General features: G+C 55.2%; 21 protein-coding genes, 1 tRNA gene and 2 pseudogenes. 11 read left to right on the forward strand and 13 right to left on the reverse strand.

Annotated elements, in window-relative coordinates; all coding sequences use genetic code 11:
- Positions 1-1095, reverse strand: coding sequence for a D-alanine--D-alanine ligase (gene ddlA, locus K7H94_RS02360; RefSeq protein WP_021509683.1), 1095 nt, complete (start codon positions 1093-1095; stop codon positions 1-3).
- 269 nt (positions 1096-1364) lie between these two features.
- Between ddlA and K7H94_RS02365 the strand changes: the two genes are divergently transcribed.
- From K7H94_RS02365 to K7H94_RS02375, 3 genes are all read left to right on the forward strand, one after another.
- Positions 1365-3677 carry a type I secretion system permease/ATPase gene (locus K7H94_RS02365; RefSeq protein WP_222951576.1) on the forward strand — a complete coding sequence of 771 codons (2313 nt, stop codon included), beginning with the start codon at positions 1365-1367 and terminating at the stop codon, positions 3675-3677.
- Complete coding sequence (locus tag K7H94_RS02370; protein WP_021509681.1) at positions 3674-4915, forward strand: HlyD family type I secretion periplasmic adaptor subunit; 1242 nt, start codon at positions 3674-3676, stop codon at positions 4913-4915. The genes K7H94_RS02365 and K7H94_RS02370 overlap by 4 nt, the downstream gene beginning before the upstream one ends.
- Positions 4916-5016: 101 nt before the next feature.
- Entirely contained in the window at positions 5017-6774 is a 1758-nt protein-coding gene (locus K7H94_RS02375) for a TolC family protein (protein ID WP_245001388.1), read from the forward strand.
- On the opposite strand, the gene K7H94_RS02380 is transcribed toward K7H94_RS02375, so the two are convergent.
- The 6 genes and pseudogenes from K7H94_RS02380 to K7H94_RS23215 all read right to left on the reverse strand — a co-directional run.
- Positions 6771-7916, reverse strand: a complete 1146-nt coding sequence (locus tag K7H94_RS02380; protein ID WP_222951578.1) for an MFS transporter — start codon at positions 7914-7916, stop codon at positions 6771-6773. The two genes, K7H94_RS02375 and K7H94_RS02380, sit on opposite strands and share 4 nt — an antisense overlap.
- Entirely contained in the window at positions 7913-8446 is a 534-nt protein-coding gene (locus K7H94_RS02385) for a TetR/AcrR family transcriptional regulator (protein WP_222951579.1), read from the reverse strand. Before K7H94_RS02385 ends, K7H94_RS02380 begins: the two co-directional genes overlap by 4 nt.
- 127 nt (positions 8447-8573) lie before the next feature.
- The gene (yjjJ, locus tag K7H94_RS02390) at positions 8574-9770 is read right to left on the reverse strand and encodes a type II toxin-antitoxin system HipA family toxin YjjJ (RefSeq protein WP_222952009.1); all 1197 of its coding nucleotides are present in this window, start codon (positions 9768-9770) and stop codon (positions 8574-8576) included.
- A 414-nt stretch (positions 9771-10184) separates the two neighbouring features.
- The gene (locus tag K7H94_RS02395; RefSeq protein ID WP_072210010.1) at positions 10185-10631 is read right to left on the reverse strand and encodes a hypothetical protein; all 447 of its coding nucleotides are present in this window, start codon (positions 10629-10631) and stop codon (positions 10185-10187) included.
- 4 nt (positions 10632-10635) lie between these two features.
- On the reverse strand, positions 10636-11223 hold the full coding sequence (locus tag K7H94_RS02400) for a hypothetical protein (protein ID WP_152999361.1): 588 nt from the start codon (positions 11221-11223) through the stop codon (positions 10636-10638).
- Positions 11220-11828: pseudogene (locus K7H94_RS23215) on the reverse strand (tyrosine-type recombinase/integrase); the annotation flags it as partial. The pseudogene K7H94_RS23215 and the gene K7H94_RS02400, both read right to left, overlap by 4 nt.
- A 66-nt stretch (positions 11829-11894) precedes the next feature.
- On the opposite strand from K7H94_RS23215, the pseudogene K7H94_RS02405 reads away from it, so the two are divergent.
- Positions 11895-12333, forward strand: a pseudogene (locus K7H94_RS02405) (phage tail protein).
- Positions 12334-12790: 457 nt separating this feature from the next.
- On the opposite strand, the gene K7H94_RS02410 reads toward K7H94_RS02405, so the two are convergent.
- Complete coding sequence (locus K7H94_RS02410) at positions 12791-13465, reverse strand: DUF6216 family protein (RefSeq protein WP_222951580.1); 675 nt, start codon at positions 13463-13465, stop codon at positions 12791-12793.
- Positions 13466-13611: 146 nt separating this feature from the next.
- Here K7H94_RS02410 and K7H94_RS02415 point away from each other — a divergent pair, with 146 nt between their 5' ends.
- The 3 genes from K7H94_RS02415 (at position 13612) to K7H94_RS02425 (ending at position 15380) form a co-directional block, all read left to right on the forward strand.
- Entirely contained in the window at positions 13612-14307 is a 696-nt protein-coding gene (locus K7H94_RS02415; protein ID WP_222951581.1) for a phage baseplate assembly protein V, read from the forward strand.
- A 62-nt stretch (positions 14308-14369) separates the two neighbouring features.
- Positions 14370-14588, forward strand: coding sequence for an ogr/Delta-like zinc finger family protein (locus K7H94_RS02420; RefSeq protein ID WP_222951582.1), 219 nt, complete (start codon positions 14370-14372; stop codon positions 14586-14588).
- A gap of 174 nt (positions 14589-14762) precedes the next feature.
- Positions 14763-15380: a hypothetical protein gene (locus tag K7H94_RS02425; RefSeq protein ID WP_222951583.1), complete on the forward strand. Its 618-nt coding sequence runs from the start codon at positions 14763-14765 to the stop codon at positions 15378-15380.
- 311 nt (positions 15381-15691) lie between these two features.
- Here the strand turns inward: K7H94_RS02425 and K7H94_RS02430 are convergent.
- Together K7H94_RS02430 and K7H94_RS02435 are read right to left on the reverse strand one after the other, a co-directional pair.
- Positions 15692-15767: transfer RNA gene (locus tag K7H94_RS02430), tRNA-Ile, on the reverse strand.
- A gap of 199 nt (positions 15768-15966) precedes the next feature.
- Positions 15967-16749, reverse strand: coding sequence for an SDR family NAD(P)-dependent oxidoreductase (locus K7H94_RS02435; RefSeq protein WP_150059431.1), 783 nt, complete (start codon positions 16747-16749; stop codon positions 15967-15969).
- 136 nt (positions 16750-16885) lie between these two features.
- Here K7H94_RS02435 and K7H94_RS02440 point away from each other — a divergent pair, with 136 nt between their 5' ends.
- The 3 genes from K7H94_RS02440 to K7H94_RS02450 all read left to right on the forward strand — a co-directional run bounded on the left by K7H94_RS02440 (position 16886) and on the right by K7H94_RS02450 (position 18835).
- Positions 16886-17473: a TetR/AcrR family transcriptional regulator gene (locus K7H94_RS02440; protein ID WP_222951584.1), complete on the forward strand. Its 588-nt coding sequence runs from the start codon at positions 16886-16888 to the stop codon at positions 17471-17473.
- Entirely contained in the window at positions 17470-17985 is a 516-nt protein-coding gene (gene mug / locus K7H94_RS02445) for a G/U mismatch-specific DNA glycosylase (RefSeq protein ID WP_222951585.1), read from the forward strand. The genes K7H94_RS02440 and mug overlap by 4 nt, the downstream gene beginning before the upstream one ends.
- A gap of 88 nt (positions 17986-18073) precedes the next feature.
- Complete coding sequence (locus tag K7H94_RS02450; RefSeq protein WP_058759768.1) at positions 18074-18835, forward strand: substrate-binding domain-containing protein; 762 nt, start codon at positions 18074-18076, stop codon at positions 18833-18835.
- A 48-nt stretch (positions 18836-18883) separates the two neighbouring features.
- Here K7H94_RS02450 and rpoD read toward each other — a convergent pair whose 3' ends face one another.
- From rpoD to rpsU, 3 genes are all read right to left on the reverse strand, one after another.
- Positions 18884-20728 (reverse strand): RNA polymerase sigma factor RpoD, encoded by a 1845-nt coding sequence (rpoD, locus tag K7H94_RS02455; RefSeq protein WP_058759769.1) that lies wholly within the window; start codon positions 20726-20728, stop codon positions 18884-18886.
- 378 nt (positions 20729-21106) lie between these two features.
- Positions 21107-22852, reverse strand: coding sequence for a DNA primase (gene dnaG / locus K7H94_RS02460; protein WP_021509629.1), 1746 nt, complete (start codon positions 22850-22852; stop codon positions 21107-21109).
- Positions 22853-22971: 119 nt separating this feature from the next.
- Positions 22972-23187: a 30S ribosomal protein S21 gene (gene rpsU, locus K7H94_RS02465; RefSeq protein ID WP_001144069.1), complete on the reverse strand. Its 216-nt coding sequence runs from the start codon at positions 23185-23187 to the stop codon at positions 22972-22974.
- Positions 23188-23468: 281 nt separating this feature from the next.
- On the opposite strand from rpsU, the gene tsaD reads away from it, so the two are divergent.
- The gene (gene tsaD / locus K7H94_RS02470; protein ID WP_031280133.1) at positions 23469-24482 is read left to right on the forward strand and encodes a tRNA (adenosine(37)-N6)-threonylcarbamoyltransferase complex transferase subunit TsaD; all 1014 of its coding nucleotides are present in this window, start codon (positions 23469-23471) and stop codon (positions 24480-24482) included.
- Positions 24483-24485: the final 3 nt, after the last annotated feature.

Raw genomic sequence — 24485 nt, forward strand, 5'->3', positions numbered from 1 at the left:
TTACACGCTGCTTTTCAGCTGGCTGGATTGCTGATGCCGCTGCTGCGCCAGCTCAATCAGGCGGGTAATCAGATCGCTGTAGCTCAGGCCGGCCGCCTGCCACAGTTTGGGATACATGCTGATGTTGGTGAAGCCGGGTAAAGTATTCACTTCGTTGACAATAATGTCGCCCGTTTCGGTGAGGAACACATCGACGCGCGCCATGCCAAAGCACTCCAGCGCCTGGAACGCGGTAATCGCTACAGCCCGAATGGCCTCGCTGGCTTCCGCACTGATGTCAGCCGGTACCACCACCTGCGCGCCGCTCTCGCTGATATATTTGGTGTCATACGAGTAGAAGGCGTCGTGCACCACAATTTCACCGCACGGGCTGGCTTCTGGCGCCTCGTTACCCAGCACCGCGCACTCAATCTCACGCCCGCTGATGCCCTGTTCAATCAGGACCTTGCGGTCAAAGCGGAACGCCAGATCCAGCGCCGCGTCGAATTCGTCCGGCTGCGTCACTTTGCTCACCCCAACGGATGATCCCTGATTGGCTGGCTTGATAAACAGCGGCAGGCCAAAGCGTGCGATCACCGCCTGCACATCCAGCGCCGCGCGCTGCGTCTGGGTGACGCTCAGCCACGGCGCCACTTTCAGGCCGGCATCGCGCAGCAGGCGTTTGGTGAAATCTTTGTCCATGCTGACCGCGGAACCCAGTACATCCGACCCGACAAACGGCAGATTGGCCATGCGCAGCAGTCCCTGCAGCGAGCCATCTTCGCCCAGCGTGCCGTGCACAATCGGGAAGATGACATCCAGCTGCGACAGCGGCTGCGCCTGCTGCCGCGTAATCAGCTGTTCCGCGCGGCTGCCGGGCACCAGCGCCACGTTTTCACCGGAGCGGTTCAGGGCAATCAGCGCCGGATTGTCGGCGTTGAGCAGAAAGCCTGAAGCGTCATTGAGATGCCACTCGCCCTGTTTGTCGATCCCCAGCAGGACCACGTCGTATTTGTTTTTATCGATCGCCTCAAGAATATTTTTGGCCGACTGTAACGACACTTCATGTTCGGCCGACTTGCCGCCAAATACGATACCTACCCGCTGTTTTGCCATTGCTCTTTGTCCGGTTGCAGTAAAGCGAGCAGCTAAGATAACACGCCCAGGACAGCGCTCAACAGCGCCGCGATTATTCTGCAATCGATCGGTCGCCAGACCGCATTCAATCGGGCTTTGCCCGCTTTATTCATAAATATTCTCCACCGTTTGAGACAAGTCCTGGACGGCCTGAAAGCTGCCTTCTGTCAGAATTTTCCCAATTCAAAGAAAAGTCTGCGGTGGACGATGCGTCCACCGTTTTTTGTCAGGTTTACAGGAGTCGGGAAATGATGGACCAGAAGCAGAATGCCGTGGAGCAGGATGCGCGTTCTGTTGCTCGTATCGAAACCACCGTGGATGACACGCTGTTAAAAAGCGTGGCGTGGATTTGCAAACACTACAAACGCGAGAAGAGTGAAGAGGCGCTGGTCGCCGGCCTGCCAAAAGCGACGCTGCTGTCGCCGTCGCAGGCGATGACCGCTCTGGAGAACGCTGGCATTACCGGCGGCATGGTTGAACGCCGCCTGCAGGATCTGCCGGAGCAGCTGATGCCGATGATACTGCTGCGGCAGAACGGCGGCGGCTGCATTGTGCTGTCGCGGCGCATTCACACCAATGAGGAGAATCAGCGCGAGCTGCGCTTCCAGCTGATCATGCCGGAGGTGAGTGATAAAGCGGTAGAGATGAGCCTGGCGGAGCTCAACGAGATTTACGCCGGCTTTGCGGTGATGGCGAAACCGGCGGCGGTACTGGATGAGCGCGCCAGCGAAATGCTGCCGGAGGTCAAAGGTCACTGGCTGTTCAGCACCCTGTGGCGCTACCGCCGTTACTACCGCAGCGCCGCCATTGCCGCCGTGCTGATCAACGTACTGGCACTCTCCAGCATCTTCTTCACCATGAACGTCTACGATCGCGTGGTGCCGAACCAGGCGTTTGTTACGCTGTGGTCGCTGGCGATTGGCGTCACCATCGCCATGATCTTCGAAGCCATTACCCGCTTTGTGCGGGCACATCTGCTGGACATGGCAGGCAAAAAGGCCGACCTGGTGCTGGGCAGCATGCTGTTCCGTCAGGCGTTGTCGATCCAGATGGAGCACAAACCGGCCTCATCAGGCACTTTCGCCAACCAGATCCGTGAATACGAATCGGTGCGTGATTTTGTTGCCTCGGCGACGCTGGCGGCGATTTCGGATCTGCCGTTTATCCTGATGTTCGTCGGCGTGATCTTCTTTATCAGCGGTCCGCTGGCGATTATTCCGTTGATGATGATCCCGCTGATCATCATCGTCAGCGCCGCGATCCAGTGGCCGCTGGCGCGCATCATGAAAGAGAACCTGCGCGATGCGTCGCTGAAACAGGGCGTGCTGATCGAGTCGGTTGAAGGCATGGAAACGCTGAAAGCCGTGGGCGGTGAAGCGCATATGCAGCGCCGCTGGGAGAACTTCAGCGCGCTGCAGTCGGCTAACTCAATGAAGTCAAAACGCTATTCGACGCTGGCAACCGGCGTGGTGACCTTTCTGCAGCAGTTTCAGACCGTGATGCTGGTGGTGGCCGGGGTTTATCTGATCAACGCCGGCACCTTCACCATGGGTGCAATGATCGCCACCGTGATGCTGGCCAGCCGCGCCACTGGCCCGCTGGGTCAGGTGATTGGTCTGGCGGTGCGTTATCAGCAGGCCAAAGCGGCGCTGACCTCGCTGAATAAGCTGATGGAGATGCCGGTCGATCGCGACAGCAGCAAAACCTACCTGACCGATCCGCCGCTGACTGGCGAGATCTCCCTCAGCAATGTCAGCTTCTCTTATCCGGCACCGCCGATGAAGCCCAATCCGGAAATCCTCAAAGATATTTCACTGACCATCAAGGCCGGTGAGCGCGTGGCGATTCTTGGCCGCATCGGCAGCGGTAAATCGACGCTGTTACGCGTGATGGCGCGTCTGTATCAGCCGGTGAAAGGCCAGATCTCCGCTGACGGACTCGATGTTAACCAGATCGATCCAGCCGACTGGCGCAAAGCGGTGGGCTTCGTCAGCCAGGATGCGCGCCTGTTCTACGGCACGCTGCGCGAGAACGTGATGATTGGCCGGCCGGATGCCACCGCGAATGAACTGCTGCGCGTGCTGAATCTGACCGGTCTCGATCACGTGGCGGCGCGCCATCCGAGCGGCATCAACCTGTCGGTCGGCGAGGGCGGTGAAGGGCTGTCGGGCGGTCAGCGTCAGCTAGTGTCGCTGGCGAGGACTCTGCTGACGCGGCCCAAAGTGCTGCTGATGGATGAACCGACCAGCGCCATGGACAGCATGACCGAAAGCCAGTTCCTTACGCATCTGCGTCGCGCCAGCGAAGGCCACACGCTGATCGTCGTGACGCATCGTCCGTCAATTCTGGCGCTGGTCGACCGCATCATCGTGGTTGAGGAAGGAAAAATTGTCGCGGATGGCCCGAAAGAGCAGGTGCTGGCCGCGCTGGAAGGTAAAGGTAAAACCCGCCAGCCGCCGCGTCAGGCGGTAGAGCAGGCGGCGCGCGCACCTGCGCCGGCTAACGATGCTTCGGCAACGTCAGAGCCCGCCGTCGCCGCGGCAGAGGAGGCCGCAGTATGATCAAGTTAATGCCATGGCGCAGCCGCAGCAAAAATCTCTCCGCTGCGGATGCCGAATTCATGAATGACGTGCAGGCGTCCCTGCTGTCGCAAACCACGCCGGGATCAAAACTGGTGATGTGGATCATCATCGCGGTAATTGGCATCGGTCTCACATGGGCAAACTATGCGCGGGTGGAGGAGATCACCAAAGGCGACGGAAAAGTGATTTCCCGCAGCCGCGAGCAGGTGATTCAGAGTCTGGAAGGCGGCATTCTCGCCGAAATGAACGTGCGTGAAGGCACGGTGGTCAACCGGGGCGATGTCCTGCTGAAAATCGATCCGACGCGTGCGCAATCAAGCTATCGCGAGGCGCTGAGCAAAGTAATTGGCCTGAAGGGCAGCATTGCGCGTCTGCGTGCCGAAGCCTACGCACAGCCGCTGACGTTTGACGAGCAGGTGCAGAGCGATCCCGCCGTGGTGGCGCAGGAGACCAAAGCCTATGAATCTCGCAAGCGCGCGCTGAACGACAGCATTAACTCACTGCAACGCAGCTATGCCCTGTCGATGCGTGAAATTCGTCTGGCGGAGCCGCTGGCGGCGAAAGGATTGCTGTCTGAGGTCGAGCTGCTGCGTATGCAGCGCCAGGCGAACGACATCCAGGCGCAGATTGTTGAGCGGCGTAACCGTTACCAGTCTGATGCCAACACCGAACTGGCGCGGCTGGAGCTGGAACTCAGCCAGGTAAGCGAAAACCTGATTGGCCGCGCGGACGTGGTCGAGCGCACCACCATTACCGCACCGGTGCGCGGCACGGTGAAAAACGTGCGTGTCAATACCATCGGCGGCGTGATTCAGCCCGGTGAGCACATCCTGGAAATCGTGCCGCTGGAAGAGCAACTGCTGGTGGAGGGCAAAATCCGTCCTTCTGATGTCGCCTTCCTGCGTCCGGGGCTGCCGGCCAAAGTGAAAATCACCGCCTACGACTTCGCCATCTACGGCGGACTGGATGGTCACGTGGAATACATCAGTCCGGATACGCTGAAAGACGATCAGAAAGCCGCTTCCGGCCGCCCGGATGACACCTATTACCGCGTGTTGATCCTCACCGATAAAAGCACGCTGCACGCAGGCAATAAAGATCTGCCGATCATTCCCGGCATGGTGGCCACGGTGGAAATCCGCACCGGCGAGAAAACCATCCTTGATTACCTGCTGAAGCCGGTACTTAAGGCGAAAGAAGCCTTCCGCGAGCGTTAATAACCATGAAAAATAATAATATGCACCGTCGCGCAGCGGCGCGGCGCCTCTCTTTGCTTGCCGGTTGCATTACGGTCATGATAGCTCCGGCCATCAGCGTAATGGCCGATTCGACCAGTGAATTGATGATGTTTGCCGAGATGAGCGGACACCGCCCGGCCGCCCCCGCCGCAGCACCGGTACGCAGCGCGCCGGTACAGCGCGTGCCCGTTGCGCCAGCCCAGCGTTTTGCAACCGCGCCAGCACCGCAACCGATGTTTACGCAACCTCAGGCCGTGCCGGTTGCGCCACCGGTCGCCGCGCCACGCGCTCAGCCGGTACCAGCACCGGCACCTTCACCGGCACCAGCGCCAGCAGCGCCGATTGCCCCGCCGCCGGTGCAGCCGGTGCAGGGTGGCGGTTTTCTGACGGAGGAGCAGCGCCAGCCGGAACCAAAGCAGACGAATCCGCTGCTGAAATCGGTACGCACTTTCAACCCGCAGCAGCCTGCGCCGGTGCCGGTGAATGAAGCAGAAGTAAAAGCACAGAGCGAGTTCAGCTATGTCAGCCCGCCGGTAGCGGAAACCAGAACCACCGCCGCCGATGCCGCCGTGGCGCGTTCACCGGTCAGCCTGAGCGGCGCGGTGGATGAAACCGTGGCTGAATCCGAGCTGCGGCAGAAATTCCTCTCGGCCGCGCGCATCACCTGGCGCATCAGCCCGGCACTGAAATCGTCCGTGGCGCAGACCGATGCCGCCGCTGCCAGCGTGGATGAGGCGAAAGGGCAGCGTTGGCCGCAGCTGGATGTCAGCGCCAGTTCGGCCACCAAAGAGTTTGGTGGCGGGGTAAAAAGCTATGACGGTCAGAGTAACGTGCCGGCGCTCGGCGTATCAATGGCGACCAACCTGATTGATTTCGGTCAGACCAGCCGCACCATCGAGAGCCGCGAAGAGCGCGTGACCTCGGCGCAGCAGGCGGCGCAGGCGCAGCGAGAAGAGCTGGCGATGCAGGTCAGCAACGCGCTGATTGAGTGGAACAAGCAGCAGCGGATCATTGCCATCAGCCAGCAGTACGTGGCGCGCATGACGGAACTGACCACCATGCTGAGCGGCATTGTGCAGTCGGATACCGGCCGCCGCAGCGAACTGACGCAGGCCAAAGGCCGGCTGCTGCAGGCGCAGAGCTATCTGGAGAATGCCGAGTCGCGCGCGCGCGATGTCGAAATCACGCTGAACCGCCTGATGGGCAACAGTCGCGTCACGCTGCCAGCCAGCGATCGCTGGGCGATGAATTTTGGCGATCTCAACCGCCAGCTGGCCAGCCTGGATTATCATCCGCTGATCCAGCGCGCCAGCGCAGAAACGCGAGCGGCGTTTAAAGAAGCGGAAGCGATTAAAGCTTCCGGCCTGCCAAAGCTCAACTGGACGGTAAGCAAAAGCACGCGTGAGGATCAGCTCGGCCGTCAGCAGGCGTGGCAAACCGGCATCAACGTTAGCTGGGGCCTGTTCCGCGGCGGTTCAACCAACGCGCAGGAGATTGCGGCGATTAAACGCGCCGAAGCCAGTCGTCAGCAGGTGCAGGAGCAACGGCGCGATCTGGAAAATCGCGTGCGCGCCGCCAGCCAGGATGCGCACTCCATGGCCGATCGCGCCGCGCTGTATAAAAGTTTAATTGTCGAGTCTGACCGCATCCGCAAAGACTTTTTCGATCAGTGGTATCACCTGGGACGCCGCTCGCTGCTGGATGTCCTGAGCGCCGAGAGCGATCTGTATAACAACCAGGTGAGCGAAGTGAGCAATCGCTTTGACAGCTACGCGGCGATCATTCGCGGCTACTCCAGCGCCGGCATCCTCAGCCGCTGGCTCACCACCGGACGTTAAGCGTCAGCCCGCTGCGGCGGGTTAGCCGGTACCAGAAATAGCAGCGTAACCGGGATGGCAGCGAACAGCAGCAGTGCCGCAGCGGCGCTGCTGCTGTAGATCTGCGCAAAGAGTATCGCCCCGCCAATTTGCCCAATCGCCAGCGTCAGAAACGCCGCCGCCACGCCAGAGGCCGCATTTTGTGGCGTGGCGGCGGCACCCGCAACCAGCAGAATACCCGACAGCGTGACGTATCCCGCGCCGCAGAGTGCCGCCGCCGGTACCAGCCAGTAGCTAAAGTGGGTGAGCGCCGCCAGCAACAGCAGCGGTACGGCCATCGCCAGTTGCGCCAGCCAGTACACCTGACGCATACCGATGCAGCGTGCCAGCGGGCCGGTCAGCGCGCCGAGAATGCCGGCCGCGCCGCTAACCAGCCACAGCATACTGGCCTGGCCTTCGTTCAGGCGGCTATGCTGGCGTAACACATCCGGTCCAAAACACCACCACGCCGCGCTGGCGACACCGCTAAGAAAAGCGATGATGATCACCCGCTGCAGCGCACGATTGTGCAGTCGATCGCGCCAGCCAACCGGCGATCCCGGTGGATCGGCACGACCGGCGGGCAGACAATAGCGTGCCAGCAACAGGCTGATTAGCGCCAGCGCGGCAAAACAGCAGCAGGCCGCGCGCCAGCCGCCGGGCATCAGCATAAAAATGGGCACTGACACAATGATGCCCGCGCCGGTGCCGGCGTTAATGAGCGTGTTAGCGGCGGTTTGCCGCGACGCGTCAATTTTCCGGCTCACGGCACTGGCGAGCGCCGGGGAAGCCAGTCCGGCACCGAGACCAGCGATAAACAGCCCACCGGCAATCAGCCATACGCTGCCGGCAGCGGCCAGCAGCAATAAGCCGAGCATAGCCGTCAGCGCTGCCAGTATGGCGGTGCTGCGCACGCCCCAGCGTGCGAGGAGCAGCGTGGCGCCGGGCGTGGCCAGGCAGTAAGCCAGATAGCTGCAGGCGGCCAGCATGCCCGATGCTCGCGGGCTGAAGCTGATCTGCTGCGCCACCTGCGGCATCATCATTCCCCACGCAAAACGCGCCAGTCCGTAGGTCACGGCGATCAGCATAAAGCCGCTCAGCGTCAGGCGGAGTGAGGCTTTCATGGCGCATTCGCCATCAGTTGCTCAGCCGCCAGACGCGCAGTGACCGCGGCCTGCGGACCGTCAATCAACCCGGCCATAATCGCCCCTTCAAACAGTATCCAGATGGCATCGGCCAGCGCTGACGGCGAATTTTGGTGCGAGTGCGCCAGGCAGGCACGGATGTAGCCGCGCTGCCAGTAGCGATAATCCAGCGCCTGCGCCGCCAGCTCAGCATCCTGTTCCGCATACTCTCCGTACGCTTTGGCAAAAAAGCAGCCGAGCGATCCTTCCGCCCGCATCCACTGTTCCAGTACCGAAAACAGCTGGCTAATGGCTGCCGGATCGTCTGGCTGTGACAACATATCAGCAAAGCGCTGCCGGCGCGCGGTCATCACCGCGGCAGTTAACCGCTCGCGCGACGGAAAGTGCTGATAGAGCGTACGCGTGGAAACCTTCGCCTCACGGCAAATGTAATCGGTGCTGGTGGCATGAAAACCGTTGTTGTAGAACAGCCGCTCGGCAGCGTTCAGGATGTGTTGTTTTTTACGCATATCTTAAAAAGTAAACCGATCGTTTTACTTTTGCAAAGTTGCGAGGGTGAAAATCGGGTGCGAGGCGGTTAATCACCGCCTGTTTCGAGGATGCAACTTTGAAGGAATTATCAATCAGGAAAGGCGCTTAGCCGAGTCGGGCGATGCGCGCTCGGGCCTCATCCAGATGCTGTTGTAACGCGGCGAGGCAGGGCGCAAAACGATCGGAGAAACCATCGCAACTGTTCGTCAGCGACAAAAATTCCTCCGCCAGAGCCAGCGCTTCCCGCCATGTATCGCTGCTGACCACTTCCGGCAGTGACGCTGGCCGCAGCGTATTCACGATGGCGCCGCCCGCTCTGGGCGCAAAGCCCATCGGCAGAATGTCATAAGCTGGCGCGAGGTGATAAGGACGGCCATGGCGACTGATGAATGACAGGTTGCCGGCGTGCATGTCGGTATTGCCGATCAGCATGCCGAATGCCCAAAGCCGGGCCGTGCTGCTGGCGGCCTCCGGCTGAACACACTTTTCCGCCACAAGCTGGTTGACGAGGACCGGCCAGCTTGCACTGGCATTGCCGACGAACTCCGCATCAAGCGCCCGCAGCGAAAACACGCCGATACGGCCCATTTTGCCCACCCGATCAAAGCGGGGGATTTCGAGGAAGCGCTGCCCTGCAACATCAAACACTTCGGACTCAACACCCAGCACTTTCAGGGCCAGATGCTCAGCCATCAGCAGATCGCACCAGCGTTCACTGACTGGGTTGTCATCTGCTGCGGTGAATTTCACCAGCACATGACCGCGTTCGCTATAGGTGCAGAATTTGGGCTGCTCACCCCCCGCAGATGAGCCCGGCACCTCACCAGCGCCTGCGGCCCGTGCCAGTTCGGGATACGCCGTCGCGCGCTCCACAGGAGTCGGTTCGGGCATTTCCAGGAAACGGCTGCGCGCCTGCTCGCCGATCAGCAGGTTGCCGATCGCATCATGACCTTGCGCCAGCAGCGCTCTGACGACATCTGCGTCCGCCCATTGTTCGGGATTCGCCGGCAGACCGAGCCCGCTGGCATAAGTCGAGGCATACGCTCTGCCGAGATAGCCCTGTGGTCGCATGTCAAACAGCCACCACGGCAGCCCGTCACTGTGAAAGCTTTTCTGGTCCGCCTGCACCATCACAAACCCTTCCGGACGAACCGGAATCAGCTCGCCGAGAGGTTTGATTTGCACCTGATCGGTAACGCGGTAAATCGAGGCCGAGCGGAATCCGCGAAACCTATCCCGCAGGACATATTGAATAGATGGACCCGCCCCGATTTTGACGATGTCATCACCCAGTTCTCTAATCGCACGGGAAGAGTAGGCTGGCTTATATCGATTTTTTCAATGAGTTGCCTTGCTGTCATCGGCCCGCTATTGAGAAGCTGACGTAGGGTTTCCGCATGCGTAGACATAATGTTGAATCACTTTATGAATAGATAGGTGAATAGATTTTTGAATAGGTATTTTAGCAGGCAAGCAGTTGGTAGTTACTGGGAGGTGTTGTGACTGGTGTGCAAAATGTGTGGTTCTGTGGTGCATGAAGGCTTGACGAGGTAGATTCTGGGTGTGGTTGTTTGCAAGAGTGGGAAGCAAAGAAATGGCGTAAAGCATGCGTAAGCTGCTCAGCAGGTGTTTCGATACTGGAGCGTTGTATGGCCTTTCTAAAAGGCTGAATTACATATTCAAAGGCCTCATTTTGAAAATATTCAAACAATTAACTTACTCGTTTTTATATTTTTTTAGACCAAGTCGGAATAGAAAACGTTGAATGGCGTTGCGTTCTTCTGCCACTTTTCTGTCAACTGTATTGCTGTTTGAGATCGGGTAAACTTTGCTTTTTGGATCGTACTGCCAGGCATCTAGAGTTTCATATAGCGTGCCTTCATCATCCATAACCTTAGCTTTTAGTTTCTCAGATATCTGGAGCATTTTTCTATACAGAGCGGTACTGGGCCATTTGGTTTCAATGTTTCCGGCAGACCATTCAAGCCAATCGCCTTCTTCTGCCCCTTCGCCGTTCCATACAGCATGAAAATCGCCATGCTTTGTGTAAAGACTAAGTTCGGAATCGTTATTGATGATTTCTAACCATTCATCAGAACTGATTATGTTATCATCGTTTTCAGCCCAATAATCTGCTCGTGTGATATGAAACTCTACGCCCATATTTTTATTCCCCCTTAGCCAATATAGAGAGCCAGTCTTCGTTAATGAGTATTCGGTAGTAAGGTTCGCACCATTGCTGTACATACATGGTTAATTCATCATCACTCATCCCTGAAGCTCGTGAATTGAATATAGGTATGTCCTCATCATAAAGAACCCAATATAAATTGGATAGTAGTCCCGCTATTCTGGCGAAGGCTCTTGGGGAATAATCAATGAAGTAATGAGTAAAAAATGCCAGCCTTTTTTCAATCTCGTTCGATGATGAAGCTATTATTAAATATCCTATCTTTATCCTGAGCCAAACTAATGCACTGTAATTAGGGGCTGGGTTCTGAATGTTGTTCTCATGTTGATAAATGCGTAGGTATTTTTCCACATCATAGCGGTCTGGTATAGGTTCAAGATTCAATGATGCCAGAATAAGAAGCGTGTCTGATTCTTCTCCTGATAAAATCTCTCTTTCTGCCCAATCTGTTATTGCTTTAGTAAAATCATCCAGGCGAATTACTCCAATTGTCTCACTGAACACCTTGAGGCACAGCAGATCTTTTAAGCTCAGCTCATCATTTCGGATGTCCATTTCCATCATAACTCCCTTGTATTAAAAGTGTTTAACAACATCGCTTCAGACAAATTATCTGGTGCAAAATGTGCATGATGCACCGTTAGCTTACTATCTGTTTGCCTCAATATCCGCTGAAGCACAAGAAGATTGCCGCCGCTCTTCATGAAGTAAGACGCGAAGATGTGGCGCAAAACGTGCGTCAGCTGCCCATCAGTATCTTGATACCGGCACGCTGCATGGCCTTTCTGAGGGCTGAATCGTCATGCTTTAAAAAGCGGCTGCGCTTTCCTGCTGGGGGCAGTTCAGCCAGTGATTATTCAGTTATCGGCACCGCCTGGCTGTTCTTTACCTTATTTTTCATGTAGATGAACTGACCGGTGTGGATTCGGTTTCCCTTCAAGCCTTCGGCTTCACTCCATCGTGCGCCAGTTGCTAGCCAGATTTTCACAATGGTTGTAAGTTCTTTGGGGCAGTTGTTCTCACATTCGGTGAGGGGGGTTCTGATGTCCTCAATCGTGAGATACGCCACCTCCAATTAGCTGACTTCAAACTCGCGTACGTTCTCTATAGGGTTTGATGCGGAACTGGCGTCGCTCGTTAAACAGCGACCTGGAATACGCTAGCTCTAAGATGATGGCGCTTACAAAACAGCATCGCTGGCACGAAGCCTGTTATCAGCTATCAGGATAAAGACGATGAACAAGCCGCAGTCCTTGCGAAACAGTCTGAATAGTGCCGTGCCCTATTTGGCACATAATCCGGGTCGTCTGCACCTGTTCGTGGACAATGGAACGGTAGTTGCCTCCACTGTCACGTCGATTTCTTGGCAGTATCGTTATACGTTGAACGTTGTGATCACTTACTTCACCGATGACCAGAGCCTGCTGATGGCGCCAGTTTTATTATATTTCGGGGTCAACTAGTTGGACGCCTTGCAGAACGCCAGCAAGCGTGGGGGGCTTTTCATCATTGAGGCGAACATTCTCGACAATTACCGCTGCGACATCAGTATGAATCTGAATTTGAGGGAGCGTGTGATCATGAACGAGGCGGACGGTGCGATGCAGTTGAGGCGGTACCGGAGCCGAAGTACAGGACGATGCAGAGGAAGGCTGGACGGTGCACTATGGCTAAGTTGCAGGAAGTTAAGGAGTTGCTGGATGCGCTGCTATCGCAGCTTTAACCAGCAGCCAAAACTAAGATGGTGCGCAACGTTAGGCACATTCAGCAGGGCAACATCGCGCTGTAGCGCAGCCCGGACGGCACGGGAACTGCGCAGCGTGATTGTCCGCATTAGGCCGGCTGCATTCGCCGTAAGATGTTTGCAAAGCTTAAAAACGGCGAAATAACTTAAAGCGCAGGTAAACGCAAATATGGCAGAAATTGCGTTTGCATCCGGCATGTAGAAGCTGGTCCGCGTGCATCAACTATGGACTACAGGATCGAATGAACCAGCGTGGCACCTAAGTGAAATACGCAGGGCGTCCGCTGCTAGGGAGCAGCAGCGAAGTGGAAAACTTGATACAGGAAACTCTACTGCGCTGGCTTGAGGGCTAATTGTTGTCATGCACACTTCGTCAACAAATTAAAATCAATCCATTTTGTATCGCGCTACTTTATTGTGAATGTTAATATCAGTTAATAATCCAACAACAACATAAATCATAAATAATACAAATGAAAAGCATATAAATAATGATATTTTCTTGTCAGTTTGTGTAGACTTTATGCTTTTTTCAATTCCATCCTTTTCATCACGCAATCCAATTCTGCTACAAATGGACTGGATTAAATAAGAAGATATTTTTCTTTTTGCTGCAAGGTTTTCGTATAGATCAGAATAACAATCATCAGTTGTTAATTTCCAGTTTTTTTCACCGGGGAAATTGACTGCCTCGTCATAACTTAAGAGGAATTTTTCTTTTGTTTTAATCAGGACTAACGCGGCGTAATTTTTAGGTTGTTTTTTTATAGTATCAGAGCCTAAGTACATACATCCTCCTATCGTAAGCAATGAAAATAAAATAATGATGTGATAGAAGTTTTTGTGTTTTTTATCCAAAGCATTAGTTTTCCAAAAATCGAACCTTGTAAAGCTTAACTTCAACTCATAAGGCTTAACACCTGCCTTAGAAAAATAACCATCGTCATTGTCTGGTTTCTTGTGCAGCCATTTGTAAAATAATGCTATTGCACTCAATACGTATGGAATAAGTGCGGTGAAGAAACTTGTATTTAATACGCTAAGAAAACCAATGCTATTCAAAATGATCTCCATGTCTTTGTGTGAATACTCAAATAATCATATTTTTATAAAAATGTTTTGAATAGATCAAGCTATATCTATGAATGCACAACTCACCGGAATCATACGCTGTATCACTAACCTGATCCGCATCAGCACTGTGTCCGATGTGGACCCGGAAAAATGGCTGTATCGGGGGGAAAACAGGCGACCTTGAAACCAACTGGATTAACTGGCTCCCTCTCCGCGCCGGGAGTACCCGCACGTGGCAGCAACGCTCCATTGGCGAGCAGGTTGTGCTGCTGAGCCTTGGCGGCAATCTCGAAACCGCGTTTGCGCTGCTGGCCAGTTATTCCGACGCCTTCCCGCCGCCCGATTATATAGAGAACAGCACCACCGCCGTGTTCAAGGGCGGCGACCGTGACGTCTATACTAGCGTGATCGCAAGCTGGCTACACACCCGTGGGCTGGATGTGAAGCCTGAAACCACGGTGAAGCGCAAGCGCCGTAAATCCGCTGCGCAGAAGAAGGAGCCGGAGGCAAAGCAGGGCGACTACCTGATCGGCACGGATGATGACGTGCTGGTGATGAGCCGCACCTATGCCAACCGTGCCAACGCCGAGCGCGCTGCCAAAATGCAGTGGGAACGGCTACAGCGCTGGGTGGCGACGTTCTCTATTCAGCTGGCACGTGGCCGGGCTGATCTCTATACGGAAATGCCCGTGAAGGTGAGCGGGTTCAAGCAGATGATTGATGCGGGTGAATGGATTATCACGACGCTGATGCACAGCCTGAGCGCGGAAAACGGTTATACGACAAGTATTGAACTTGAAGTGAAAATAGATTCACTTGCAATGGAATAGTGCTATCTCAAAATGGTTAAATTGAGTAGTATTTATCTCAGTTGGGTTATGGAAATGACATTATGATGAATTGCCATTTGTGCGGGAACGCCGCACATACCCGCAGCAGCTTTCAGGTATCAGCTACAACTAAAGAACGATATAACCAGTGTCAGAACATCAATTGCAGCTGTACGTTTAAATCACATGAGACGATGTCAGAGATCATCATGAAGCTCGGTAGCGTTAAACCTGTGCCACCGCATCCGGGAAGAAATCAGCAGCAACCATTGTGGTTATGATGCTACCATTCATTTAAAAGGCCGTGCTTGGCACGGTCTATATATATAGGATTTTTTAGGGGTTTTTAGACAGCAGTGGTTAATTGATTCCCGATTAAATATTAAATCACCATCGTTCCTAAAACGTTTTCAAATATATTTAAATCATAAATGCGACATTGGAGGTTAATTCAAATGAGTTACATCTGGGTTCATAAGGAAAAAGTACGTAAAAAAACCATAGAAAGCTTTAAAATTCCCTTGGGAAAGTTAACAAAAGAACAATTAGCGCTTATAGCCTTCCGAAAAGATCATGAAAGTGGTAAAGCTACTGAGGTATATCTTTTATGGCACTCAGTAGTTACAGCAATCTCATTTGCATTTTTCATTGGACTATTCAGTTTGGGTAATTCCTATCGAGAGTCTTGCTTGCTATTAATAGCATCAATATTTTTTGCAGTTTCACTAACCATGAATTCATCTTTTTGCATTTTTTATCAATTGAGCAATAGATTGACATCTGGTGATGGAAACCTTTTATTCAAAATTCATTTGGTTAGGAAATTTGAAATTGTCAGAACTACTGCCATAGTATCTCCGCTTATAGGTACTATATTCCTGATCCTGTACTATTCGGTATTGGCCTTAATTATTTGCTTGATTGCCTTTGGTATAACGGCTTTTATTATCAATAAAACATTAAGTACATACGTACTTGAGATAGACAATAAAATTCATGAGGAAAGGTTAGAAGCTATAGAAAAAGACGACTTCGAAAAGCAAGACCTCTTAGATAGGTTATACGGCAAGTAATTAAAGAAAGTATACCATTAAGATAGAGGTAAGATGTTGCCTCTATCTTCCCTTTTTCATCACTACTTACCCATCTGTTGAATAGAAGCTAATCACGTCATCTTCATCAGCCCAGAATCTCTTCCCCAATCTAACCACGCTTTAAAAGAATCGGCATGTCATGCCCAGAGTCAGTTTTGTAGCATGATAATCGCTGGTATTCGAAGAGAGTTCAAAAAACTCTGCTGCCATTTTGCTGCCAATGGTCGATTGTGCAAACATAAAAGCCACCTCAATAGGTGGCTTAACTGCATGTTTTAAATCATTAAATTTGGTGGCCCCTGCTGGGTTTGAACCAGCGACCAAGCGATTATGAGTCGCCTGCTCTAACCACTGAGCTAAGGGGCCAGCGGAGCGGGGATTATAAAGTATCTCGGTGGGGCGATCCAGCGTTGCTCAATCGGTTGGTGAAAATTTCCGCAATCACTGAGTCCTTGATCTGACAGCAAAAAATCCCGAAGCCCTGACAGATGCGCGCAATAAACGCCCACTGCTGTCGCGTTTTTGAGACAAGGCTTGCTGCTGCCTTGTCTCCGGATGCGCAGGTTCAGCGATAGCGCGTGGCGGGCTTATTCAGCGAGATAAACGGCAGGATGGCACCGCGCGCCTGCTCAAAGCTTTGCCACAGACCCATATCTTCCACCGAAGGAATGGTGATCGCTTCGCCGTCATCCAGACCGCGCAGCGCGGCGGCGACTAAGTCGTCGACCTCCATCACCATCTCTGCCGGCAGGTCATCCACCGAGCGTCCGGTGCGCTGAAAGATTTCGGTGCGCGTCAGGCCCGGCAGCAGCGCCTGCACGCGTACGTTGTGGCCCGCCAGCTCACGCTGCATATTCCGCGTCAGCGAGAGCACAAAAGCTTTCGTCGCATTGTAGGCCCCGTTTGCCTGTTCGTTGACCAGCGCCAGTACCGACGCCACGTTCACGATGGTGCCCGCGTTGCGGCTGCGGAAAACCTGCGCGGCCGTGTGAGAAAGCTGCGTCAGCGCCACCACGTTCAGTGTCAGCATGGTTTGTGTCTGGTCGATGCTGGCGTCGATAAACTCGCCTTCCACCGTCATGCCCGCATTGTTGATCAGAGTGGTAATACGCGTATTGTTCCGCAGCTCGCTATCAATACGCGCCAGATCCTCATGGCGCGTCAGATCCGCAGCCAGCACGCTGACTTCCACGCCGTGCGCTTCGTGCAGCGACTGCGCCAGCGCGCTCAGACGTGCAGCATCGCGCGCCACCAGAATCAGGTCGTTGCCGCGTGCGGCCAGCTGTTTAGCGTAAGTTGCGCCGATACCGCTGGAAGCGCCGGTGATTAAAGCCAGTTGGTGTGACATGGAAAAGCCCTCTGTATGATGGTCGTCATATTGGTGTGCTGATAATATGACGACCATCATATCTATCGTCAAGCTGGAATATGACGATCGTAATAATTACACTGATTGCCATTAACGATGAGCAGGGTAACAACCGATGGAAAAGCTAAGCCATAAGGCGCGCACGCGGCAGCGCATTCTGGAGGAAGCGGCGGTGGTGATGCGCGAATGCGGCACCGAAGGTATTGGCGTGGCAGCGCTGATGAAGCGCGTCGGCCTGACGCACGGTGGATTTTATGCGCACTTTGCCTCGCGTGAAGCGCTGGTCGAAGCGGTGATTAATGAGATGTTTGCCGACTCGGCGCAGCGTTTTGCCGCCGTGCTGGCGATTGAGGATCCGGCTGAACGGCTGAACCAGTGGATCGATCGCTATCTGTCGGACCAGCACTGTGGCGCGCCGGGCGAGGGCTGTCCGATACCGGCGCTGGTCAGCGAAGTGGCGCATTTACCGCCGGATGTGCGGGCGCTGTTTTCAGCGAAGCGCGAAGCGGTGCGGCGTCAGCTGGTACAGGCGCTGCAGCAGCTGGGACATGCGCAGGCGGAGAGCATCGCCAGCAGCATGCAGGCCGAAATGGTCGGTGCGCTGGCGCTGGCGCGCGCCTGCATCGATGAAGCGGAAGCGCGCCAGATGCTGGAGGTGACGCGTCAGGCAGTCAAACTGCGCGCCGGGCTGGTGACAGCATGAGCGATCACGACATCCGCGACATCATCGCACCCGATTTGCAGGTGCTGTTCTGCGGCATCAATCCGGGCAAATCCTCGGCGCATACCGGCTTTCACTTTGCGCATCCCGGCAACCGCTTCTGGAAGGTGATTCATCAGGCCGGATTTACCCGCGAACAGCTGCTGCCGGAGCAGGAACAGCGGCTGCTGGAGACCGGCTGCGGCATCACCATGCTGGTAGAGCGCCCCACCATTCTGGCCAGCGAGCTGGAGGGCGCGGAGCTGCGCGACGGCGGTGCGCGTCTGCAGGAAAAGGTGCTGCGCTTTCAGCCGCGCGCGCTGGCCGTGCTGGGTAAGGATGCGTTTCAGAAGGCGTTTCGTCAGCGCAATGTGGCGTGGGGCGAGCAGCCGCAGCTGCTGGGCGAAACCCGTTTATGGGTGCTGCCCAATCCCAGCGGATTAAACCGCGCTTCGCTGGAGGAGATGGTCGCCGCTTATCGCCAGCTTCATGATTGGTTACAGAATAAGGCGTGAGCTGGCTCTGTTTCATCAGGTAATAACGTTGTTCATCGTTTTGTTTCTGGCTAAACCGGATGCTCCACGCAAAAAAAGGAGCAGGGAGATGAAGCAACGCACCATGGTTCTGGCGGCACTGCTGCTGGCGGCGCAACCGGGCGTCCAGGCCGCAACGCTGAAGGTATTCAGTTCCGGTGGTATGTACCCGGTAATTGAAAGCCTGAAGCAGGATTATCAGCAGCAGAGCGGTGACAGCATTGAGCTGGAAGCGGCGCCGTCGATGGGTGACACGCCGCAGGCGATTCCGAATCGCCTCAAACGCCATGAAAGCGCCGACGTGCTGGTGATGGTGGATTACGCCATCAAGCCGCTGGAGCAGGCCAAATGGGTGGATAGCGCCAGCCATCAGGTGCTGGCGCACTCGTACATTGCCATGGCGGTGAAGCAGGGCACCACGCCGCCGGATATCAGTACCGTCGCGAAGTTCAAACAGGTGCTGACCTCCGCCTCAAGTATCGCCGTGTCTGACAGCGCCAGCGGCAAATATATTCAGAGCAAGATGCTGGATAAGCTGCAGCTGGGCCCGAAAACGGCGGCGAAGATTACTGTGATTCCGGCCACGCCGGTGGGTGAGGCGGTCGCGCAGGGCAAAGCCGAGCTGGGCTTCCAGCAGAACAGCGAGCTGAAGGCGGTGAAAGGCATTACTATCGTGGGACTGATTCCGCCGGCGGCACAGCAGGATACGTTGTACGGTGCGGTGATCACGCGCAGCAGCCAGCAGCAGCAGGCCGCGGCGAAGTTCGTGAAATACCTGCAGAGCGACAAGGCGCGCAGCGTGATGCAGGAGAAAGGGCTGACGCCATACTGAAGACAATAAAAAACCCCGGCAAGCCGGGGTTTTTACTGACCAGGACGATTAATCGTCGAGGAAGCTACGCAGCACTTCCGAGCGGCTCGGATGGCGCAGTTTACGCAGCGCTTTGGCTTCAATCTGACGGATACGCTCACGCGTTACGTCAAACTGTTTGCCCACCTCTTCCAGCGTGTGGTCAGTATTCATATCGATACCGAAACGCATACGCAGGACTTTGGCTTCACGCGCGGTCAGGCCAGCCAGCACGTCGTGGGTGGCAGAACGCAGGCTTTCCGAAGTCGCAGAATCCAGCGGCAGCTCCAGCGTGGTGTCTTCGATAAAGTCGCCCAGATGCGAATCTTCATCATCACCAATCGGCGTCTCCATGGAGATCGGCTCTTTAGCGATTTTCAGCACCTTACGGATTTTATCTTCCGGCATCAGCATGCGCTCAGCCAGCTCTTCCGGCGTTGGCTCGCGGCCCATCTCCTGCAGCATCTGGCGCGAAATACGGTTGAGTTTGTTAATGGTCTCAATCATATGCACCGGAATACGGATGGTACGCGCCTGGTCGGCGATGGAACGGGTGATAGCCTGACGGATCCACCAGGTGGCGTAAGTTGAGAACTTATAGCCACGGCGATATTCAAACTTATCCACCGCTTTCATCAAACCGATGTTGCCTTCCTGAATCAGGTCGAGGAACTGCAGGCCACGGTTGGTGTACTTCTTGGCGATGGAGATCACCAGACGCAGGTTAGCCTCAACCATCTCTTTCTTCGCACGACGCGCTTTGGCTTCGCCGATCGACATACGACGGTTGATGTCTTTCACCTGCTCAATGGTCAGGCCGGTCTCTTCTTCAATCTGCAGCAGTTTCTGCAGCGAACGCATGACGTCTTCTTCCACTTCCTGCAGTTTTTCCGACCACGGTTTGTTCATGGCCAGTGCCGCTTTGAACCAGCTCTCACTGGTTTCATTACCGGTAAACAGGGTGATGAAGTTTTTCTTCGGCATTTTGCACAGTTCAACACACAGCTTCATGATCAGGCGCTCTTGCGTGCGCACGCGCTCCATCATTTCACGCATGTTGTTCACCAGGTAGTCGAACTGCTTCGGTACCAGGCGGAACTGTTTAAACACTTCAGAGAGATTATTAATCTCGGCCACGGCGTCCGCATGGCTGCGGCCTTTGGCTTTGATCACGTTGCGCGTGGTTTCGTACTGCGTACGCAGGTCGTTAAACTTCTCGCGTGCCAGTTCCGGATCGATAGAGTTATCGTCGTCGGAGCTGTCGTCGTCGCTCTCTTCGTCTTCCTCTTCGTCGTCGTCGCGGTCTTCTTCTGACAGCTCAGAACCAACGTGGGTCGCGGTTGGCGCCAGATCTTCCTCGGCGTTCGGATCGACGAAACCGGTGATCAGGTCAGACAGGCGTGACTCGCCCGCTTCAACGCGATCGTACTGATCGAGCAGGTAGGTGATTGCTTCCGGGTATTCGGCGACAGAGCATTGCACCTGGTTGATACCGTCTTCGATACGCTTGGCGATGTCGATTTCGCCTTCGCGCGTCAGCAGTTCAACGGTACCCATTTCACGCATGTACATGCGTACCGGGTCGGTGGTACGGCCAATTTCAGATTCAACGCTGGATAATACCTGAGCGGCAGCTTCCGCGGCATCTTCGTCAGTATCGGTGCTGTTTTCATTCAGCATCAGATCATCGGCATCCGGGGCTTCTTCCACCACCTGAATACCCATATCGTTGATCATTTGGATGATGTCTTCGATCTGATCGGAGTCGACGATATCTTCCGGCAGATGGTCATTGACCTCAGCATAGGTCAGATAGCCCTGCTCCTTACCACGGGTGACAAGCAGCTTAAGCTGTGACTGCGGGTTTTGCTCCATAAGACGGTATCCACACTTCTGTTAATTAGATTGGTGTCGGTCGGCAGCGAGCCAACTATAACAGTGAAGGCGTTGTATTTTTGCCGCTGCCTTCAACGCGGCCAGGGCTTTGGCCCATCGTAAATCGGCACTTAAGCCGCTTAATATTCTGTCCGGCGCTAACTTACTTGCCATTTTCAATGCTGGCAGTGCTTCCAATCCTCCCGTACGCCAGTACGCTCGGGTTGCTGCGCGCTGGCAGCCTTGAAACTGACAGCGACGTTAACGCCTCTGGTATGTATGCATTGCTTCCGGCTTCGCTTACAGCGTCCATAAACCAGAAACATCAGGCAAGAACGGCGGCGTTATCAGCCTTCATCATTCTGACCCGGTAAAATCTTATTTTTTGGCTAATGCCTGGCTTAATGCCCAGAATTCACGGCGTTCGGCGGCGCTCAGGCCTTCAGTCCGGTCGCGCGCAATCAGTGCTTCGAGGCGCTGCTCCAGCGCAGCATCATAGATGCTTGCCAGCGAGTCCTGGAACACTTCTTCCGCTTCGTCATCTACGATCATGTGGTTCCAGGTGGCCAGTGTTTCAAGGGGCTGGCTAAATTCTGTCCCGCGATATAACTCTAGTAGCTGTCCGGTGGTCAGGCCAGGATTCTCAGTACAACGGCGGACTAACTCCACAAACAGTGGCAATCCCGCTAATTTAGACTGCTCCAGCCCGTCCAGGGCAGGCACGATGGCGGCAAATTGCGGATTCTGCACCAGCAACGCAATCAGCACGCGCATGGTGGTGCGTTTCATCGGCGGCGCCACCGGCGCGGTACCGCTTTCCGCCTGCTTCGGCATCAGCTTGTCTAACTGGTTATCGTCCAGAATGCCGAGTTTATTACCCAGCGTCTGACGCATATAAATCCGCAGCGTTTCGCCCGGAATCTGGCTAATCAGCGGCAGCGCCAGCGTCGCCAGCTTGGTACGGCCGTCGCGCGTACTCAGATCCACCTGCGGCATCAGGCTGTCGAACAGAAACGTAGAGAGCGGCATAGCCTGCTCCATCCGTGCTTCGAACGCTGCTTTGCCCTCTTTACGCACCAGGGTATCCGGGTCTTCGCCGTCGGGCAAAAACATAAAGCGTAGCTGACGACCGTCATTCATGTAAGGCAATGCGGTTTCCAGCGCACGCCATGCAGCTTCACGACCGGCGCGGTCGCCGTCGTAGCAGCAAATTACGTTATCGGTCGAGCGGAACAAAAGCTGGATATGTTCCGCTGTGGTCGAGGTGCCCAGCGAGGCGACAGCATAATCAATGCCGAACTGCGCCAGCGCAACCACGTCCATATAGCCTTCCACCACCAGCAGACGCGCCGGTTGCGGATGATTTTTTTGCGCTTCATACAGGCCGTACAGCTGGCGGCCTTTATGGAAAATCGGCGTTTCCGGTGAGTTCAGGTACTTGGGCGTATCGTTGCCCAGCACGCGGCCACCAAAACCAATCACGCGTCCGCGCTTGTCGCGAATCGGAAACATCACGCGATCGCGGAAACGATCGTAGGTGCGGCCGCTGTCATTGCTGACCAGCATGCCCGCTTCCATCAGCGATTCACGATCTTCTTTCTGCTGACCGAAACGCTTCAGCACGTTGTCCCAGCCGGCTGGCGCATAGCCAATGGCAAAGTGATCGATCACCTGCTGGCTCAGCCCGCGTGTGGCAAGATACTGTTGTGCTGATTTCGCCTGCGGATTGCGCAGGCTCTGCTGATAAAAGCTGTCTAAACCTTCCAGCAGCTGATACAGGCTCTGGCGCTGGTGGCGCTCCATCGGGCTCGGACCGTTGCCCGCTTCGTACGGCACTTCTAAGCCGTGCTGCGTGGCAAGTTCCTCTACGCTCTCGACGAAATCCAGACGATCGTGATTCATCAGGAAGTCGATGGCGTTGCCTTTGGCACCACAGCCAAAGCAGTAGTAGAACTGCTTCTCACCACTTACGGTGAAAGAGGGGGTTTTTTCGTTATGGAAAGGACAGCACGCGTGATAGTTCTTACCCTGCTTTTTCAGCTTAACGCGGGCATCGATAAGATCCACGATGTCCGTGCGGGCAAGTAAATCATTGATAAATACGCGTGGAATTCGTCCAGCCATAAGCCCCGGTTTTTCAGCTCATAAACGGCAACAAGCCGCGCTTCCTTTCGGAAAGCACGGCCTCTTACTTGACTCTGTCTGCGTTTAACACGCGGCGGAAGCGAACTTCCGAAAAGAAATTAGTACAGACGAGTGCGGCGTGCGTTTTCGCGAGCCAGTTTCTTGGCGTGACGCTTAACAGCAGACGCTTTAGCGCGCTTACGTTCAGTCGTTGGTTTTTCATAGAACTCACGACGACGAACTTCAGCCAGAACGCCTGCTTTCTCGCAGGAACGCTTGAAGCGACGCAGTGCTACGTCGAATGGCTCGTTTTCACGTACTTTAATTACCGGCATGTAACTCTCACCTCGATAAAATTCGGTTTTTGCTGCTGACTGCGGCGCCAGCACTTTTCAAAATGGTGCAGCATTTTACTCCAGGCGCGGCTGGCTTGTAAAGCACCATGGACAATTTAGAACCAACAGGAGCGTTTGCCTGTGCGGCTGCCGGTTTTTTCAGGCCGTGGAGTATAGCGCACTCTTTGCGCGACAGAAAAACACTTTTTCGTGTGCGGAAGGGCGCAGGCGTCAGCCGGCCTGTGCTACACTGCGCGCCGCAAGAAGAGGGTGATAGAGCTATGCGAGTTCTGGGTATTGAAACGTCCTGCGATGAAACCGGCATCGCGATTTATGACGATGCGTCCGGTCTGCTGGCGAATCAATTATATAGCCAGGTGAAATTACATGCCGATTACGGCGGCGTGGTGCCGGAACTGGCCTCGCGCGATCACGTGCGGAAAACCGTGCCGCTGATCCAGGCCGCGCTGAAACAGGCGGGCTTGCAGGCCGGAGAGATTGACGCCGTGGCGTACACCGCCGGTCCCGGCCTGGTCGGTGCGCTGCTGGTTGGCGCCACCATTGGCCGCGCGCTGGCGTTCGCCTGGAACGTGCCGGCAGTGCCGGTGCATCACATGGAAGGCCATCTGCTGGCGCCGATGCTGGAAGACAACCCACCGGCATTCCCGTTCGTGGCACTGCTGGTCTCCGGCGGCCACACGCAGCTGATCAGCGTTACCGGCATTGGTGAATATACGCTGCTGGGCGAATCGATTGATGATGCCGCCGGGGAAGCGTTCGATAAAACCGCCAAGCTGCTGGGACTGGATTATCCGGGCGGCCCGATGCTGTCGCGCATGGCGCAGCAGGGCACGCCGGATCGCTTTAAGTTCCCGCGTCCGATGACCGATCGTCCGGGGCTGGACTTCAGCTTCTCCGGCCTGAAAACCTTTGCGGCGAATACCATTCGCGAACATGACGGTGACGAACAGGCGCGCGCCGATATCGCCCGCGCCTTTGAAGATGCGGTAGTGGATACGCTGATGATCAAATGCAAGCGTGCGCTGGAGCAGACCGGCTTTAAACGACTGGTGATTGCCGGCGGCGTGAGCGCCAACCGCACGCTGCGTGAACGCATGGCAACCATGATGAGCGCGCGCGGCGGCGAGGTATTTTATGCCCGTCCGGAGTTCTGCACCGACAACGGCGCGATGATTGCCTATGCCGGCATGGTGCGGCTGAAAGGCGGCACGCGCGGTGAGCTGGGCGTCAGTGTGCGGCCACGCTGGCCGCTGGCGGAATTACCGGCCATCTGATGA

It is taken from the genome of Pantoea dispersa (assembly GCF_019890955.1).
In the GTDB taxonomy this organism is placed as follows: domain Bacteria; phylum Pseudomonadota; class Gammaproteobacteria; order Enterobacterales; family Enterobacteriaceae; genus Pantoea; species Pantoea dispersa.

What these genes read in the sequence shown, in the direction of transcription:
- ddlA (WP_021509683.1), bottom strand. Translation starts at nt 1,095, where the DNA reads ATGGCAAAACAGCGGGTAGGTATCGTATTTGGCGGCAAGTCGGCCGAA.
- K7H94_RS02365 (WP_222951576.1), top strand. Translation starts at nt 1,365, where the DNA reads ATGATGGACCAGAAGCAGAATGCCGTGGAGCAGGATGCGCGTTCTGTT.
- K7H94_RS02370 (WP_021509681.1), top strand. Translation starts at nt 3,674, where the DNA reads ATGATCAAGTTAATGCCATGGCGCAGCCGCAGCAAAAATCTCTCCGCT.
- K7H94_RS02375 (WP_245001388.1), top strand. Translation starts at nt 5,017, where the DNA reads ATGGCCGATTCGACCAGTGAATTGATGATGTTTGCCGAGATGAGCGGA.
- K7H94_RS02380 (WP_222951578.1), bottom strand. Translation starts at nt 7,916, where the DNA reads ATGAAAGCCTCACTCCGCCTGACGCTGAGCGGCTTTATGCTGATCGCC.
- K7H94_RS02385 (WP_222951579.1), bottom strand. Translation starts at nt 8,446, where the DNA reads ATGCGTAAAAAACAACACATCCTGAACGCTGCCGAGCGGCTGTTCTAC.
- K7H94_RS02395 (WP_072210010.1), bottom strand. Translation starts at nt 10,631, where the DNA reads ATGGGCGTAGAGTTTCATATCACACGAGCAGATTATTGGGCTGAAAAC.
- K7H94_RS02400 (WP_152999361.1), bottom strand. Translation starts at nt 11,223, where the DNA reads ATGATGGAAATGGACATCCGAAATGATGAGCTGAGCTTAAAAGATCTG.
- K7H94_RS02415 (WP_222951581.1), top strand. Translation starts at nt 13,612, where the DNA reads ATGTGGACCCGGAAAAATGGCTGTATCGGGGGGAAAACAGGCGACCTT.
- K7H94_RS02420 (WP_222951582.1), top strand. Translation starts at nt 14,370, where the DNA reads ATGATGAATTGCCATTTGTGCGGGAACGCCGCACATACCCGCAGCAGC.
- K7H94_RS02425 (WP_222951583.1), top strand. Translation starts at nt 14,763, where the DNA reads ATGAGTTACATCTGGGTTCATAAGGAAAAAGTACGTAAAAAAACCATA.
- K7H94_RS02435 (WP_150059431.1), bottom strand. Translation starts at nt 16,749, where the DNA reads ATGTCACACCAACTGGCTTTAATCACCGGCGCTTCCAGCGGTATCGGC.
- K7H94_RS02440 (WP_222951584.1), top strand. Translation starts at nt 16,886, where the DNA reads ATGGAAAAGCTAAGCCATAAGGCGCGCACGCGGCAGCGCATTCTGGAG.
- mug (WP_222951585.1), top strand. Translation starts at nt 17,470, where the DNA reads ATGAGCGATCACGACATCCGCGACATCATCGCACCCGATTTGCAGGTG.
- K7H94_RS02450 (WP_058759768.1), top strand. Translation starts at nt 18,074, where the DNA reads ATGAAGCAACGCACCATGGTTCTGGCGGCACTGCTGCTGGCGGCGCAA.
- rpoD (WP_058759769.1), bottom strand. Translation starts at nt 20,728, where the DNA reads ATGGAGCAAAACCCGCAGTCACAGCTTAAGCTGCTTGTCACCCGTGGT.
- dnaG (WP_021509629.1), bottom strand. Translation starts at nt 22,852, where the DNA reads ATGGCTGGACGAATTCCACGCGTATTTATCAATGATTTACTTGCCCGC.
- rpsU (WP_001144069.1), bottom strand. Translation starts at nt 23,187, where the DNA reads ATGCCGGTAATTAAAGTACGTGAAAACGAGCCATTCGACGTAGCACTG.
- tsaD (WP_031280133.1), top strand. Translation starts at nt 23,469, where the DNA reads ATGCGAGTTCTGGGTATTGAAACGTCCTGCGATGAAACCGGCATCGCG.